Genomic DNA, 16,121 nt, shown 5'->3' on the forward strand with positions numbered 1-16,121 from the left:
GGCCGCGGCCGCGGCCGAGGGCGACCGCTCGGAAAACGCCGAATACACCTATCGCAAGAAGCAACTCGGCGAAATCGACCGCCGCGTGCGCTATCTCAGCAAGCGGCTGGAGGCATTACGGGTGGTCGATACCGCGCCCACCGATCCGCACGCGGTGTTCTTCGGCGCGCAGGTGGAACTGGAAGATGCCGACAGCGGCGAACTGCTGCGCTACCGCATCGTTGGTCCGGATGAAACCGACGCCGCGCTCGGCTGGATCAGCATCGACTCGCCGCTGGCGCGTGCACTGCTGAAAAAACGTGTGGACGACGAGTTCGAGGCGCAACTGCCCGGCGGCCGACATACCTTCGTGGTGGTCTCGGTGGCGTACGAGACAGGCTGATTGCCGATCGTCGGTTACGCCCGAGCAGGAGACGGCTTGCCCGCCCCCCTTCCCGCAATCCACGGACCTTCGCCTGCTCCGATCGAAGCGGCGAGTGCGGATAGATCGCAGCCGCGATGGTGGCGAACCAAGCACGCCACTTCCGGTGCATGCCCGCGATGGTGGCGCCCTGCTCGCCTCTTGTACCGATCGTTTCGGAACGAAGCATGCTGGGTCGTCCACCGCACGCGGCCATGAACCGCAGCGAAGGACCCACCCCAACGCATCGTCGCAGGCGCAAACCCACGACGACGACTTCCGAAGACTAGACCATCTGCAGATTGAGCGGCCGGCCGCGGCCAGCTGGCTCGCTGGGCGAGCGCAGCGCATCGCCGAACAGATCGTGCTCATCGCTGTCGGTGATCTCGACCTCGACCAGATCGCCCGGCTGCAATTTGCAGGCGCCGCCATTCTGGATGTGCACCAGCCCGTCGATTTCCGGCGCATCGGCACGCGAGCGCGCCACCGCGATATCGTCTTCGACCAGGTCCACCAGGCACTGCTGCACGGTGCCGATCTTCGCTTCCAGCCGCCGCGCGGAGATCTCGGCCTGCTTGGCCATGAAGCGTGCCAGCCGCTCCTGCTTCAGCGGCTCGGGCACCGGGTCCGGCAAGGCGTTGGCGCTGGCACCTTCGACCGGCGAATAGGCAAAGGCGCCAACGCGATCCAGCTGCGCCTGATCGAGGAACTCGAGCAGCGCTTCGAACTCGGCATCGGTCTCGCCGGGAAAGCCGACAATGAAGGTGGACCGCACGGTGATCTCCGGGCACAACGCCCGCCAGCGCTGCACGCGCTCCAGCGTCTTGTCGACCGCGCCGGGCCGCTTCATCAGCTTGAGGATGCGCGGGCTGGCGTGCTGGAACGGGATATCCAGATACGGCAGTAACTTGCCCTCCGCCATCAACGGCACCACGTCGTCCACGTGCGGATACGGGTAGACGTAATGCAGCCGCGTCCATACACCCAGTTCCGACAGCCCTTCGCAGAGCGCCTTCATCCGGGTCTGGTAGCTGCGGTCACGCCAGCTGCGCTCGGCGTATTTCAGATCCACGCCATAGGCCGAGGTGTCCTGCGACACCACCAGCAATTCCTTGACCCCGCCGCGCACCAGCCGCTCGGCCTCGCGCAGCACCTCATCGACCGGACGCGAGGCCAGATCGCCGCGCATCGAGGGGATGATGCAGAAACTGCAGCGATGATTGCAGCCTTCGGAGATCTTCAGATACGCGTAGTGGCGCGGCGTCAACTTGACGCCGTAGTCCGGCACCAGATCGACGAAGGGATCGTGGCGCGGCGGCAAGGCGGCGTGTACCGCTTCCATGACGCTCTGGTAGTCCTGCGGGCCCGACACCGCCAGCACGTCCGGATAGCTTTCACGGATCTGCTCCGGGCGCTTGCCCAGGCAGCCAGTGACGATGACCTTGCCGTTGGCGTTCATCGCCTCGCCGATCGCGTCCAGCGACTCGGTCACCGCCGAGTCGATGAAGCCGCAGGTATTGACCACCACCACGTCGGCCGCGTCGTAGCTGGGGACGATGCTATAGCCCTCCACGCGTAGCTGGGTGAGGATGCGTTCGGAATCGACAAGCGCCTTCGGGCAGCCAAGGCTGACGAAGCCGACTTTGGGAGCGGCCTGGGACATTACCGGGGGTACCGGGTGAGAAACCGCAGATTATAGCCCACGTTGCCTCGCGGGCTGGCCGGGATGCGGCCGTGGCTTAACCGGACAGCCCCCGTTCTGATCGCAGGCGCGGCCGACGCAGCAGCCAGGCCGCTCTCATGGCCCACGAGTGCTTGATCGTCTTTTAGTGCTTGATCGTCTTCTTCAGATAGAGGGTCTTTGCACCGAAATCGATCACCGCGCCATTTGCGATCATGAAGTCCGCGCCCAAGGTACCGCCGGTGGGACCGGATGCAGGGCGGGGCCAGCCCATGTACTCGTACTCATCGTGGATGTGTATCCCGATAACGGGTCCCGATTGCCACGTGTCGATCATCATATAAATCGGCTTGTCGGTGATGTACTCCAGGCCGGTCGCGCCTCCAGGGCCGCCATAGCTCACCCCTGCCTTGCCTTCGACATGCGCGGCGGACGCAAAGTCTGAATCCAATATCAGGCCAGCCACCGTACCCACGGTCATTGCTCTGGTCACATCGTTGATCGTGACCGGCACGACAAACCGTCCCTTGGCGTTTTCGGTCATGGGAATCGCGACGTAGCCACTCTTGCTCATGCGCTTGGAGAGGGACTGGCGGGTCTCATGCGAGGGATTCAGAACCACCTGGTGTTTGACATAGTCCATGACGATGCCGTTATCCCGTATCCAATCCAGCCCAAGCATGCCGACCTTCTCACCGGGGGTCTCGAAGACCGACACAGGCCGATGCGGCAGGTGGGTGGATCCCACATTGAAATCCGCAATCTCGCCTTCGTCCCGACCAAGCTTGCTCACCTGACCAGGCGACTCGATGCCGAACGCACCGGCGTGGCGAAGGATCTTGACTCCCACCTGCTTGGCAAAGGCATGCTGAAGCTGCATGTAAAGGCCCGCATTGGCATGGATTTCCATCTCCAACGGCTTCCCGTTGAAGCCTGCATGCACCCGTGGACGACGGCCGGCATTTTCCTCCAGTCTGAAGGAAACGACCTCTTCTTTTGGCCGGACCAAGGCATCGGCTGCCCGGCCCAGCGCCGGTGTTGCTGCCATCACCAGCAGCAACGCACACAACTTGGATCTGCTCATAAGGGCCCACTTTTCTGAATGTTTGTCATGACCAACGGACAGCGCTCGCACCCTCCGCGCGCGATCCGCATGCAAGGCTCGCCATCGGAGATGGATGCGCGGCGCACGCATATGGTTTAAACGTCGGCAGACGTGACGCATCCGGCAACCACCAGCGAGCATGCATACGAGATCTCACTGTGCAACCAAGGCTGACGACGCCGACGCTGCAAGGGACCTGGGCACCGGCGCGGACCTCGCAGTCTCGCACGCTCTTCAGGCACGCTACCGATTCATAGGGACGAGCGCGCTCGCAAAGCCAGCTGTCAGAACAGCTTGGGAAGCAACAAGCCAGTGCGCTTGCGATAGGCGGCAAAGCCTGGATAGCGGGACAGCGACGCGTCTTTGCGCAGCATGCTCTTGAAGAAGAAGACGAACATCCAGGTCGCAAAGATCAGCCAGGGAATCCAATGACCGGAAGCCGCCGCAAACGACGCATAGATCAGGATCTCGCCGAGATAATTGGGATTCCGGGTGCGACTGAACACGCCGTCCTCGATCAATCCGGGCTTCAATCTTAACGTGTAGTACTTCTGGGCATCCCCGACATAATGAAGAAAGATTCCCAGCGTGAACACCGAGAGCGTCAACCCGACGACCCAGGGATGCAGCTGCGCATGCCTGCTGATCAGCAGATAGGGCGCAACGTAGTAGCCTGCGAGCGGCAGGAAGATGAAGAAAAACCCGATTTTTCCCGGCAAACGCGCCTGAAAACGCCGATCCGGGAAGGTCACCCCTTTCAACAACCAAAGCAATGAGTAGGTCCCGTGCAGGCTCAGATAAATAAACGCCTCCATGCTCCAATTGTCGTAGTACCACATGAACCCCAGCACGAGCGGAATGACCAAAACCTTATGCGCGTTGATGAAATCAATTGCTCTCATAGCGTTACATTTCCTCCTGAGTCAAACTGCCGGTGCTCCACGCACCCCATGCTAGCGGAATCGGATTCGACGCATCCATGATCGCGCCCAATTCCCATGCACATAACGCCGATGTTTGCGCATAACGCGACCGTGCTTCTCACGTCGTCCGGGTCGACGACCGAGCCAAGGTGCTGCTGTGCCGCGAACGCAGCCTCCCTCGACTGACCTTGGCCGTCCTTTGCAGGGCGCATCATGACGGTCTCTGCTCCACTCCAGTTAAAGAACGGTGAACCCGGCAGCGTGCGCAACAGCGATCACCGTTGCCGCCTGTACTCGGCCGAATGGGTGCAATCACCGGATCGTTTTAGCGAGATCCTCACCTATCGCGCCCTCGACTCGATCGATAATAGGGACCTCTCTCAACGCATCAGGAGTTGCCATGGGTCACTGGACCACGCTCGACACCCCCGGCGGACAGGTTGCCGCCTGGCACGCCACACCGGCTTCCAGCCCACGCGGCGGCCTGGTGGTGATCCAGGAAATCTTCGGCGTCAACGCGCACATTCGCGACGTCGCCGATGACTTCGCCGCGCGCGGCTACGAGGTGCTGGCGCCGGCCTTCTTCGATCTGGAAGAAAAAGACGTGCAGCTGCCCTACGACCAGGACAGCCTCAAGCGCGGACTGGCGCTCGCCAATGCGGTTGGCCTGGATCGCGCGGTGGAAGTCGTGCAAGCCGCTGCAACCTTGCTGACGCGGGCCGGCAAGGTCGGCACGGTGGGCTATTGCTGGGGTGGCTCGGTCGCATTGCTGTCGGCCATCCGCCTGGGCCTGCCGTCGGTCAGCTATTACGGCGGGCGCAACGTGCAATTGCTCGACCAGACACCGCAGGCGCCGGTGATGTTCCACTTCGGCGAGCAGGACAGCAGCATTCCGCCGGAGGCGATCCAGGCCCATCGCGACAAGCTGCCGCAGATGGAGACCTTCGTCTATCCGACCGGACATGCCTTCAACCGCAGCATCGACCCCACGCACTACCACGCGGCCAGCGCCGAGCTGGCATTGGAACGCACACTGGGCTTCTTCCAGAGCCACGTGGGATGAGCCAATTCCAGCTCGATCCGCGGCTGGCCGCCGACAGCCTGCTGGTGGTCGACGGCCCGCTCTCGCAGGTGCGCTTGATGGACGACACCCGGTTCCCGTGGCTGCTGCTGGTACCACGCGTGGCCGATGCCAGCGAATGGATCGATCTGGATGGCGGCCAGCAGCGCTTGCTGCTGGCCGAGATCAACCAACTGTCGCACGCGCTGCGCGAGGAGCCACAGGTCGCCAAGCTCAATGTCGGCGCCCTGGGCAACATCGTGCGGCAACTGCATGTCCACCTGGTGGGCCGGCATCCTGGCGATGCGGCCTGGCCTGGACCGGTCTGGGGCAGCGGACCCGCCCAGCGATTCACCCCCGAAGCGCTACAACAGCGTGCCAGTGCCTGGGCGCAACGGCTACGATAGGCACCCGTCTCTCAATCTGCCCGTTCGCATGAAATCCAATGTCGTCGCCGCGCTGATCCTGATCCTGGTCGGCCTGCTGTTCCTGGCCAACAATCTGGGCTGGACCAATCTCAGTCTCGGTCGGCTGATCGCCACCTGGTGGCCGGCCCTGCTGGTGGCGTGCGGCATCGGCATGCTGTTCGGGCGCGGCAAGTAGGCGACCCGCCCGCCGTCGCCCGCTGCGAGGCGGGCGGTCGGCTGGGCGCCAACGAACGCGCCTGCAGCGCCGGCCGCGAGGGAGATGACGACTGTCACCTGCGATCGTTGACCTCTGGCACCTGACCCAGCACCGCGCACGGCGCATGATCGCCTCACACCCAACGAGGCCACCGCCATGTACAACCGCCTGATTCCCGCGCTGTTCCTGATCGTGCTGGGCACCCTGTTCCTGCTGAACAACCTCGGCCTCAGCCACATGGACCTCGGCGGGCTGATCGCGATCTGGTGGCCGGTCATGCTGGTCGCGGCAGGGATCCGCCAGCTGCTGCGCAAGCGCGCGGCAGCCGTCACCGCCTGCTGATTGCCGTTGCCCCTCTCAGGTCCGCGGCAGGGTCACGCCGACCTGGCCCTGGTACTTGCCGCCACGATCCTTGTATGAGGTCTCGCAAACCTCGTCGGACTGGAAAAACAGCATCTGCGCCACGCCTTCGTTGGCGTAGATGCGTGCCGGCAACGGCGTGGTATTGCTGAATTCCAACGTCACGTGCCCCTCCCATTCCGGCTCCAGCGGGGTGACGTTGACGATGATCCCGCAGCGCGCATAGGTGCTCTTGCCCAGGCACACCACCAAGGTATCGCGCGGGATGCGGAAGTACTCGACCGTCCGCGCCAGCGCGAAGCTGTTGGGCGGGATGATGCAGACATCGGACTCGATGTCCACGAAGCTGCCCGAGTCGAAGTGCTTGGGATCGACGATGGTCGAGTTGATATTGGTGAACACCTTGAACTCGCGCGAGCACCGCACATCGTAGCCGTAGCTCGAGGTGCCGAAGCTGACGATGCGCTGGCCCGCCGCGTCCTGCTTGACCTGGCCAGGCTCGAACGGCTCGATCATGCCGTGCTGCTCGGCCATGCGCTTGATCCAGCGGTCGCTCTTGATGCTCATCGGATGTTCCTTGAAGACGGAAGGCGCCGGGCCGGATGGCCCGCGCACAAGGCGGCAGATTTTAGCCCAGCGACGGGATTGCCAGCGCGCGGGCGCTATCCCAGCGACGCGGAGATCGGAATGCTGGCGCGTGGGCGCTTGCCCAACTCCTCCGACAGCCGCGCTGCAGCCGCCAGATAGGCCTGCGCGGCGGCCGACTCAGGGGCCGCCACCACGATCGGCTGACCGACGTCGCCCTGCTCACGGATGGCAATCGCCAACGGCAGCGCGCCCAGCAGCGGCACACCGTAGTGCACCGCCATGCGCTCGCCACCACCTTCGCCGAACAGGTGCTCGCGATGGCCGCACTGGCTGCAGGTGTGTACCGCCATGTTCTCCACGATACCCAGTACCGGCACCGCTACTTTCTCGAACATCTTCAAGGCCTTGCGCGCGTCCAGCGTGGCGATGTCCTGCGGCGTGGTGACAATGACCGCACCGGCGACCGGAATCTTCTGCGACAGCGTCAGCTGGATGTCGCCGGTGCCTGGCGGCAGATCGATCAGCAGGTAATCCAGGTCGTCCCACAAGGTATCGCTGAACAACTGCATCAGCGCCGAGGTCGCCATCGGACCGCGCCAGATCATCGGGGAGTCCTGGTCGACCAACAGCCCGATCGACATCGCCTCGATGCCGAACGCGCGCAGCGGTTCGATCGACTTGTTGTCCGGGCTGTCGGGCCGCCCGCTCAGGCCCAGCATCGCCGGAACGCTGGGGCCGTAGATGTCGGCATCCAGCACCCCTACCCGCGCGCCCTGCTGGCGTAGCGCCAGCGCCAGATTGACGGCGGTCGTCGACTTGCCTACCCCGCCCTTGCCGGAGCCGACGGCGATGACATTGCGGATCCGCGAATGCGGCGACAAGCCCCCTTGCACGGCGTGGGCGGCGATCCGCCGCTCGGCCGTCATGCCTTACCTCTCACGGCCATACGTGCCGCCACCAACATCAATTTCCAACCGACTTGTTTCATTGCTGACCTGGACTACTGGGGGCCGGCCCGGCACGACATGCCAGACCCGCCGTACACGGGCGCACAGTTTAACGGGTCCACGCACCGTGGCCCGCTCCGTCGGCGAGCCCATGGTTCGTGTCATGCATCGACGTAAATGACATGCATGGACACATTGTGAATCAATTGTTACTTTTGGATTTCCGGTTCAGGTTCCGCTCAGCGAGCCCGTCCGGTGGAGTTTCTTCATTCGCAAGGATTTCGCTACCTCATGTCCAGCCGTCTCTCCCATCGCATTTCCCCTACCCGTTTGAGCACCGCCCTGCTGGTGGCACTCATCGCCCCGACTGGTCAATTGGCCGCGCAAGAAAACGGCGTCGCATCCGACACCACCGACCTGGCCAAAGTGACGGTGACCGGCTCGCGTATTGCCCGTACCGGCTTCGTCACCCCCTCCCCGGTCACAGCCATCACGTCCGAAGAGATCCGCGCCACTGGCGCGACCACCATCAGCGACCTGATGGTGCGGATGCCGGCGCTCTCGCCGAGCTACACCCTGGGCAACTCCACGCGCTTCATCGGCACCGCCGGACTGGGCTTGCTGGACCTGCGCGGCATGGGCACCGATCGCACCTTGGTGCTGGTGAACGGACGCCGCCATGTCGGCTCCAGCCCCGGCTCCACCGCGGTCGACGTCAACACCATTCCGGTGGAATGGGTCGAACGCGTGGAAGTGATCACCGGCGGTGCGTCGGCGGTCTACGGCGCCGATGCGGTGGCCGGCGTGGTCAACTTTATCCTCAAGAAGTCCTTCACCGGCTTCGAGACGCGTGGCCAGACGGGCATCGCCGACGAAGGCAATTTCAACCGCTCCTTTGCCAGCTTCTCGGCCGGTACCGACTTCGCCGAAGGACGCGGCAATATCGCCGTGTCCGCCGAATACAGCACCCAGGACCGCTTCGGGCGCGGCAATCGCGCCATCGGTCGCGAATATCTGGTCAGCGTCCCCAATCCGAACTTCGACCCAAGCCAGCCACCGAGCGAGCGCAATCCGCAGAACGTTCTCAGCGGCCCCGGCGGCAACCATTCCACGTCCTACGGCGGCACCTTCAACCTGGGGACGTTCGACTTCCGCAATCCAGCCAGCTATGGCAACCGCTATCTGTTCAACCCGGATGGCAGCTTCCGCCGTAATCGCTACAGCGGCACGGTGGTCAGCAACACCTCCTGCGTGGACTGCGATTTCGCCGATCTCAACGCAGTGGCCGATCTGCAGCCCGGCTTCGATCGCAAGAGTCTCAACACCATGGCCAGCTTCGAGCTGACCGAGAATCACCGCGTGTTCTTCGAAGGCAAGTACAGCGAGACCGACTCGGAATTCTTCGGCCAGCCGGCGTTCGACAGCTCGCTGCGCATTCGCCGGCAAAACCCTTACGTGCGTCCGGAATTGGGTGCCTTGATGGATTCGCGTGGTGCCACTCAGCTGCTGATGAACCGCTTCAACGTCGATGCCGGACGGCGCGGCGAGAACATCGAGCGCAAGACCTACCGGGCCGTGCTCGGTGCCGAGGGCAACCTCAGCGAGAACTGGACCTACGACGTGTCGGCCAACTACGGCAAGACTACCGTCGATCGCTTGAATCTCAACAACCGCATCAACGAGCGTTGGCAGGCCGGCATCGACGCAGCGCGCGACGCCAATGGCAACATCGTCTGCCGCACCACGCTGGACCCGAACGCCATCAATCCCAACACCAACCGGGTTTACTCGGCACTGGCGCGCGAAGGCTGCATCCCGTTCAGCGTGTTCGGCTACGGTGCGGTCAGCCCGGCGGCGGCGGCGTGGTTCAACACCACCTCGCGCGCGAAGGCCAAGGTGCAGCAGACCGTGTTCTCCGCAGCAGTGGCCAACAGCAATCTGCTGTCGCTGCCGGCCGGCGACATCGGCTTCGCAGGCGGCCTGGAGTACCGCAAGGAGCAGAGCGAGGAGACCACCGACCCGCTGGCAGCGTCGGGCGCTACCTTCCTCAATGCCATCCCCAACAGCGGCGGCGACTACAACGTCAGGGAAGCCTTCGTCGAGACCACCATTCCGCTGTTGGCCGGGCTCCCCGGTGTGGACCGCTTGGCGCTAGATCTGGCCGGCCGTTACTCCGACTACAGCAGCATCGGCTCGACCAAGACCTGGAACATCGGCCTGGACTGGACCATCATCCCGTCGCTGCGCCTGCGCGGTACCTTGGCGCAAGCCGTGCGTGCGCCGAGCATCGGCGAGCTGTACGACTCGCAGAGCGAGAACTTCGCCACCATCGCCGACCCCTGCAATTACCTGTCGACCAATGCCAATCGTCCCGGCACCGCCGGCGATGTGGCGCTGCGTCAGGCCAACTGCAGCGCACTGGGGATCCCGGTCGGCTGGATCGATACCTACACCGCGACCCGTCCTGGCGTCAGCGGCGGCAATCCCGACCTGAAGCCTGAGCGCGCGCGTAGTCTGTCCTACGGGCTGGTGTGGCAACCGGAGTTCTTCGAGGGCTTCGGCATGTCGATCGATTACTGGCGCATCGACCTGCGCGATGCCATTGGCACGGTCACCGCAGAAACCAATGCTACCCGCTGCGTGGACAATCCGGGCGGCATCAACAACAGCTTCTGCGGCTTCGTGCAGCGCGCACCGTTGGGCGGTTTCACCGACGACCAGGGACGCATCTATCCGGAGCACAGCATCATCGGCTGGCAGGCGCTCAACGAGAACCTGGCGCGCTCACGGCGGGTCGGCGTCGACCTGGAGATGGACTATCGCTTCCAGCTGGGTGAAGGCAACACGGTGCTGCGCCTGGTCGGCACCCGGCTGATCCAATCGCGCGAATGGGTCTTCCAGGATTTCCCGCAGGAATACGACGAGTACGTGACCTACGTGACCGACCCGCGCTGGCGCGCGCAGTTCCAGACCAAGTACAGCTGGATGGACTGGCGCGTCTCCTGGGACATGAACTACGTGGACGGCAACCTGCGCGTCACCCCGGAGAGCTACAACAGCAACCCCGGCTCGGCCAGCCCCATCCGCAATGGTTCCTACACCTACCACAACGTCCAGTTCGGCTATCAGTTCCCGGGATCGAAGATCGACGTCTACGTGGGCATCGACAACGCCTTCAACAAGGAGCCGCCGCGCAACTACTTCGGCGGCGACCTGACCTCGGCGCTGTACGACAACATCGGGCGCTTCTTCTATCTCGGTACGACGGTCCGGTTCTGAATGGCATCAGGCTGACCCAGGCAAGGCCCCGGAGTGTCGGGGCCTTTTCATTTGGCCACACAAACGAACCCAACCGAAGGTAACCAGCGCTTACACGTTCCTGAATAGTGCGTGCCGGGTCACTTGCGGCCGTAAAATTTGTGCTGATTTCTACAGTTTTGATGCGGATTACGGCAATTTCATTAATAGGATGTTCAAAAGGGTTGCGACAACGCCCACAACTTCATTACGTTCGGGTTAAGGTCATCTTGCTTTGCGATGACCGCCATCTCCCGACACATCTCAGCAAAGGTCTGCAATGAGCAATCAGCTTCGTCGCCAGGCGCTAAAGCGCTCCGCTCTCGCCGTCGTCCTCGGCGCATGTCTGTTCAACAGCGCGGTACACGCGCAGAGCACCACCGGCAGCATCTACGGCAGCGCACCTTCTGAAGCAGGCAGCACCATCGTGGTGCAGAGCGACACCGGCCTTAGCCGCACCGCGACCATCGATGCGAACGGTCGTTACAACCTCGGCTCGCTGCCGATCGGCAATTACACCGTGACCCTGCGCCGCGGCGACCAAGTCGTGGATACCCGCAACAACGTGCAGCTGCGCGTGGGATCGGGTACCGAGGTGTCGTTCGGCGGCGCGAGCGGCGGCGATGCGACCACGCTCGGCTCGATCACCGTTACCGCAGCCAACGTGCCGAAAATCGACGTCAGCTCCACCAGTTCGCGTTCGGTGATCACCTCCGAACAGCTGGCAACGCTGCCGTTGGGGCGCAGCGCAGAAGCGATCGCGCTGCTCGCACCCGGCGCCGTCGCCGGCAGCGGCGCGTTCAACAACGGCTCGCGCTCGGTGGTGTCGTTCGGCGGCTCGGGCGTCACCGAGAACGCGTACTACATCAACGGTTTCAACGTCAGCAATCCGCTCAGCAACCTGGGTGGCGTGAGCCTGCCGTACGGCGCCATCGATCAGCAGGAAACCTACACCGGCGGCTACAGCGCCCGCTATGGTCGCTCGACCGGCGGCGTGATCAGCCAGGTCGGCAAGCGCGGCACCAACGAGTGGCACTTCGGCGCACAGGCCGTGTGGGAACCGAAGAACCTGTCCAGTGCCGTCGGTGACGTCTGGTATCCGAGCAACACGCTCAATGCCGATCCGCGGTATCAGTACGAAGACGACTCGCTGCCGGGCACGATCTACCGGAGCGGCAAGGGCGACGTGCAGAGCCGCACGGTTTACAGCGCCTACGCTGGCGGCCCGCTGATCGAAGACAGGCTGTTTATCTTCGTTGCCGGCGAGAGCGACAAGACCGACGGTGCGGTGACCAACACAGCGACCGCTGCCACCAGGCAGGGCCGCAATCACTACGACTACAGCTCACCGAAGTTCTACGGAAAGGTGGACTGGAATATCAACGACAGCAATATTCTGGAATACACGCGCATCCAGAACACCGACCGTCGTGCCGGTGCCTACAGCAATTACGACTACGAAACGCGTACCGATGGCGGCCCATCCGGCCTGTATGCGGATACGTACAAGATCAAGGACAGCTACGACATCTTCAAGTACACCGGTTATCTCACCGACGACTTGACGGTCAACGCGACCTGGGGCCGTAGCACGGAGCACAACCAGCAATTCAACCCGCTGGTGTCGCCGCTGCCGTTCATCGCCGGCCTGAACCTGCAGAATCCGGCCATCACCGGCGGTACGCCGATCTCCAACAGCCAGGCGACCAACCGCTCCAAGGCCGACGATCCGATCAACAAGACGCGCAATCTGCGCCTGGAATTGAACTACCGGCTGGGCGATCACGACCTGACCGCCGGCGTGGACAATATGTACTTCAACGCCTACGACGAAGGCGTGCGGACCACCGGCCCGGGGTATCAGTGGATCTACGGCAGCGCAGGCAGTGAAGTCTCGCCTGTTCGCGGCACGCTTGGCGTGGGCCCGACCGGCCCGGGCACCGATGGCTACTATGCGCAGCGGCGCATCTTCACCACCACAACCAGCATGGCGGTGGAACAGAAGGCGTACTACCTGGAAGACCGTTGGCAGGTCAACGACCACTGGTTGCTCACCCTGGGTATCCGCAACGACAAGTTCACCAATTACAACAGCGACCACGTGCCGTATGTGGACAGCGGCGACCAGTGGGCTCCGCGTCTGGGCGCCAGCTGGGACGTGTTCGGCGATTCTTCGCTGAAGGTCTTCGCCAACCTGGGACGTTATTACCTCGCGCTGCCTAACCAAGTGGCGATCCGTGGTGCGTCCGCCTCGACCTATACCGACGAGTATTTCGCCTACACGGGCATCGATGCCAATGGCGAGCCCACTGGCCTGCGACCGATCGGCCCAGGCCCGGTGTCCAGCAATGGCGAATATGGCCAGGCCCCGGATCCGAATTCCTTTGCGCCAACCGATCTGAAGTCGCAATACCAGGATGAATTCATCCTGGGCTTCGAGAAGACCCTGGGCGAGAGCTGGAATTCGGGCGCAAAGGTCACCTACCGCAAGCTGCAGGCGGCCATCGACGACGTCTGCGACACCGGCCGTATCGCCGACAAGCTCGAAGCCAGCGGCGGCAATCCGGATGCAGTGGACATCCCCGGCTGCGTGATGTTCAACCCAGGCAAGACGAACACGTACAACCTGGCCAATGTCAATGGATCCGGCTACACCCAGGTCTCCATGTCGCAGTCCGACTGGGGCTTCACCGATAAGGCCAGGCGCAGCTATGTGTCGGTCGATCTGTTCCTGGAGCATCCCTTCGACGAGAAGTGGTACGGCCGCATCGACTACACCTGGTCGCACAGCTACGGCAATACCGAAGGTCAGGTGAAATCCGACCTCGGTCAGGCCGACGTGTCCAAGACGCAGGACTGGGACTCGGCTGAGCTGATGTACTACGCCGGCGGCAGCCTGGCCAATGATCGGCGCCACCAGATCAAGGCGTTCGGTGCCTATCAGATCAATCCGGAATGGATGGCCTCGGCCACCCTGCGCGTGATGTCGGGCACGCCGATCAGCTGCCTGGGCTTCTATGGCGGCCCGAATGCGGCAGCGGTCGACTACGATCCGATCGGCTATGGGTCTTCGTACCACTATTGCGGTCTCCAGCCCTCGCCTCCGGGCGAAGCCGGCCGGACGCCGTGGATCAAGAACCTGGATCTGGGTTTGACCTACCGTCCGTCGTTCGCCGATCACAAGCTGGCCTTCGGCGTGCAGGTCTTCAACGTCCTCAACGATCGAACGGTCAATCGTGTCGACGGCGTCTACGAAGGCGATGTGCCTTTCAACGTCTCCAACACCTACCGCGTGGGTCTGCAGCCTTACAACTACAACACGCCACGCTATGTCCGTCTGACCGCCTCTTACGATTTCTGATGCGGCAAGACAACCGGAGACGTTACGGCGTCTCCGGTGCATCGAGACACTTGCTCCAAGCCCCGGCTCGTCCGGGGCTTTTTTTTTGAGTGCAGCGGCCGCTCAGCCGCGGAGAATTTCCCGCGCGGCGTTGTGCCCTGGCGCCCCGGTGACTCCACCGCCCGGATGGGTGCCCGACCCGCAGAGATACAACCCTGGGAGCGCACCGCGATACGCGCCCTGGCCGAGCAGCGGGCGGGCGCTGAACAGTTGGTTGAGCGTCAGGGCGCCGTGGAAGATATCGCCTCCAATCAGGCCAAACACGCGCTCCAGATCCAACGGCGATAGCACTTGCCGGCCAAGGACCGAGGCAGCGAATCCAGGCGCATAGCGCTCGACGGTGGCGATCATCAGGTCGGCGACCTCTTCGCGATGGTCGTCCCACTGCCGGCCCTGCGGCAGCACCGGCGCCACGTGCTGGCAGAACAGGCTGGCCACATGCTGGCCAGGCGGTGCCAGCGAATCGTCGAGCGTGCTGGGGATCAGCAATTCCACCACCGGCTCGCGCGACCAACCGAGGCTGCGTGCGTCCTGCCAGGCGCGGTCCATGTAGTCCAGGCTCGGCGCCAGGATGATGCCGGCAGTCAGATGATCGCCACTGCCAAGCAAGGCGGTGAATTCGGGCAGCTGCGACAGCGCCACATTCATGCGGAAGGTGCCGGAGCCGCAGCGATAATGCGCGATGCGTTCGCGGGTGCCCTCCGGCACGTCGTCCGCGCGCAGCAAGCGCTGGTAGAGCAGCTTGGGATTGACGTTGGCGACGACCGCTCGGGCACGCAGCGTTTCTCCATCGGCGGTGACCACACCGACCGCACGCCCGTGTTCGACCAGCACGGTCTGCACCGCACAACCGGTCCGAATCTGCGCGCCATGCGCACGCGCACTGGCCGCCATCGCCTGGGTGATCGCGCCCATGCCGCCGATGGCGTGGCCCCAGGCGCCCTTGACGCCGTTGCTCTGGCCAAAGACATGGTGCAACAACACATACGCCGTTCCCGGCGTATACGGGCTGGCGTAGTTGCCGACGATGCCGTCGAAGCCGAACAAGGCCTTGATCGGTGCGCTTTCGAACCAGCGATCCAGGTACTCGGCCGCGGAGATGGTGAATAGGTCCAGCAACTCGCGTCGCAGCGCCAGCGGCAGCTCCTGCAACTGCTTGCCGACCTTGCCGGCTCGCCACAGTTGCGGCAATGCCCGCAGCCAGCCGCCGTCGGTGACATCCGGCGGCGCCTGCAGGGCGAGTGCGCGCAAGACATCCGCCAACTGCTCCAGGCGGGCTTCATAGGCGGGCAATGCTGCCGCATCGCGGGCGGAGAACTTGCCGACTTCCTGCACCGTCCGGCCGCCGCCGGCCAGCAGGTAGTTGCCATCGGGCAGCGGCAGGAAGTTGTTGATGCGCCTCGGCACCACACGCAAGCCATGTCGCTCCAGCGCCAGATCGGCGATGACCTTGGGCTGCAGCAAGGACACTGTGTACGCGGCCACCGAATTGCGAAACCCTGGGTGGAACTCTTCGGTCACTGCGGCGCCGCCGACCACGGGCCGCGCCTCCAGCACCAGCACCCGTTTGCCCGCTCGCGCCAGATAGGCGGCGCACACCAGGCCGTTGTGACCGGCGCCGATGATCAAGGCGTCCAGAGGTTCGGCGCGCGTCGACATACTCTTTATATAGCACCGCTCGCCGATGTGGGCCATGCATGGCTGGCGCTCTGACTTGCCGGGGTCTCCCCCTTGGC

The 16,121-nt window shown here is 63.6% G+C and carries 13 protein-coding genes; 7 read left to right on the forward strand and 6 right to left on the reverse strand.

Annotation, left to right across the window (positions count from 1 at the left end; translation table 11 throughout):
* The coding region (locus CKY51_RS04610) for a GreA/GreB family elongation factor (RefSeq protein WP_152248947.1) at positions 1-382 on the forward strand (382 nt) is incomplete at its 5' end.
* A gap of 304 nt (positions 383-686) precedes the next feature.
* On the opposite strand, the gene rimO is transcribed toward CKY51_RS04610, so the two are convergent.
* From rimO to CKY51_RS04625, 3 genes are all read right to left on the reverse strand, one after another.
* Entirely contained in the window at positions 687-2,063 is a 1,377-nt protein-coding gene (rimO, locus tag CKY51_RS04615; RefSeq protein ID WP_022973921.1) for a 30S ribosomal protein S12 methylthiotransferase RimO, read from the reverse strand.
* A gap of 163 nt (positions 2,064-2,226) precedes the next feature.
* Positions 2,227-3,165 carry a hypothetical protein gene (locus CKY51_RS04620; RefSeq protein ID WP_152248948.1) on the reverse strand — a complete coding sequence of 313 codons (939 nt, stop codon included), beginning with the start codon at positions 3,163-3,165 and terminating at the stop codon, positions 2,227-2,229.
* A gap of 305 nt (positions 3,166-3,470) precedes the next feature.
* Positions 3,471-4,088: a DUF1295 domain-containing protein gene (locus tag CKY51_RS04625; protein WP_152248949.1), complete on the reverse strand. Its 618-nt coding sequence runs from the start codon at positions 4,086-4,088 to the stop codon at positions 3,471-3,473.
* 421 nt (positions 4,089-4,509) lie between these two features.
* On the opposite strand from CKY51_RS04625, the gene CKY51_RS04630 reads away from it, so the two are divergent.
* The 4 genes from CKY51_RS04630 to CKY51_RS04645 all read left to right on the forward strand — a co-directional run bounded on the left by CKY51_RS04630 (position 4,510) and on the right by CKY51_RS04645 (position 6,135).
* Complete coding sequence (locus CKY51_RS04630) at positions 4,510-5,172, forward strand: dienelactone hydrolase family protein (protein ID WP_022973922.1); 663 nt, start codon at positions 4,510-4,512, stop codon at positions 5,170-5,172.
* Positions 5,169-5,576, forward strand: coding sequence for an HIT family protein (locus CKY51_RS04635; protein WP_022973923.1), 408 nt, complete (start codon positions 5,169-5,171; stop codon positions 5,574-5,576). Before CKY51_RS04630 ends, CKY51_RS04635 begins: the two co-directional genes overlap by 4 nt.
* Before the next feature lie 28 nt (positions 5,577-5,604).
* Positions 5,605-5,772, forward strand: a complete 168-nt coding sequence (locus tag CKY51_RS04640) for a LiaI-LiaF-like domain-containing protein (RefSeq protein ID WP_022973924.1) — start codon at positions 5,605-5,607, stop codon at positions 5,770-5,772.
* A 177-nt stretch (positions 5,773-5,949) separates the two neighbouring features.
* The gene (locus tag CKY51_RS04645) at positions 5,950-6,135 is read left to right on the forward strand and encodes a LiaF transmembrane domain-containing protein (protein WP_022973925.1); all 186 of its coding nucleotides are present in this window, start codon (positions 5,950-5,952) and stop codon (positions 6,133-6,135) included.
* Between the two features lie 15 nt (positions 6,136-6,150).
* On the opposite strand, the gene dcd is transcribed toward CKY51_RS04645, so the two are convergent.
* Together dcd and apbC are read right to left on the reverse strand one after the other, a co-directional pair.
* The gene (gene dcd, locus CKY51_RS04650; RefSeq protein WP_152248950.1) at positions 6,151-6,720 is read right to left on the reverse strand and encodes a dCTP deaminase; all 570 of its coding nucleotides are present in this window, start codon (positions 6,718-6,720) and stop codon (positions 6,151-6,153) included.
* Positions 6,721-6,815: 95 nt separating this feature from the next.
* The gene (gene apbC, locus CKY51_RS04660; RefSeq protein ID WP_022973927.1) at positions 6,816-7,667 is read right to left on the reverse strand and encodes an iron-sulfur cluster carrier protein ApbC; all 852 of its coding nucleotides are present in this window, start codon (positions 7,665-7,667) and stop codon (positions 6,816-6,818) included.
* 312 nt (positions 7,668-7,979) lie between these two features.
* On the opposite strand from apbC, the gene CKY51_RS04665 reads away from it, so the two are divergent.
* Positions 7,980-10,967, forward strand: coding sequence for a TonB-dependent receptor plug domain-containing protein (locus CKY51_RS04665; RefSeq protein WP_152248951.1), 2,988 nt, complete (start codon positions 7,980-7,982; stop codon positions 10,965-10,967).
* Between the two features lie 298 nt (positions 10,968-11,265).
* Entirely contained in the window at positions 11,266-14,346 is a 3,081-nt protein-coding gene (locus CKY51_RS04670; protein WP_152248952.1) for a TonB-dependent receptor, read from the forward strand.
* Positions 14,347-14,448: 102 nt separating this feature from the next.
* On the opposite strand, the gene CKY51_RS04675 is transcribed toward CKY51_RS04670, so the two are convergent.
* The gene (locus CKY51_RS04675) at positions 14,449-16,044 is read right to left on the reverse strand and encodes a phytoene desaturase family protein (RefSeq protein ID WP_022973931.1); all 1,596 of its coding nucleotides are present in this window, start codon (positions 16,042-16,044) and stop codon (positions 14,449-14,451) included.
* Positions 16,045-16,121 lie beyond the last annotated feature (77 nt).

Source organism: Xanthomonas maliensis, assembly GCF_009192945.1.
In the GTDB taxonomy this organism is placed as follows: Bacteria; Pseudomonadota; Gammaproteobacteria; order Xanthomonadales; family Xanthomonadaceae; genus Xanthomonas; species Xanthomonas maliensis.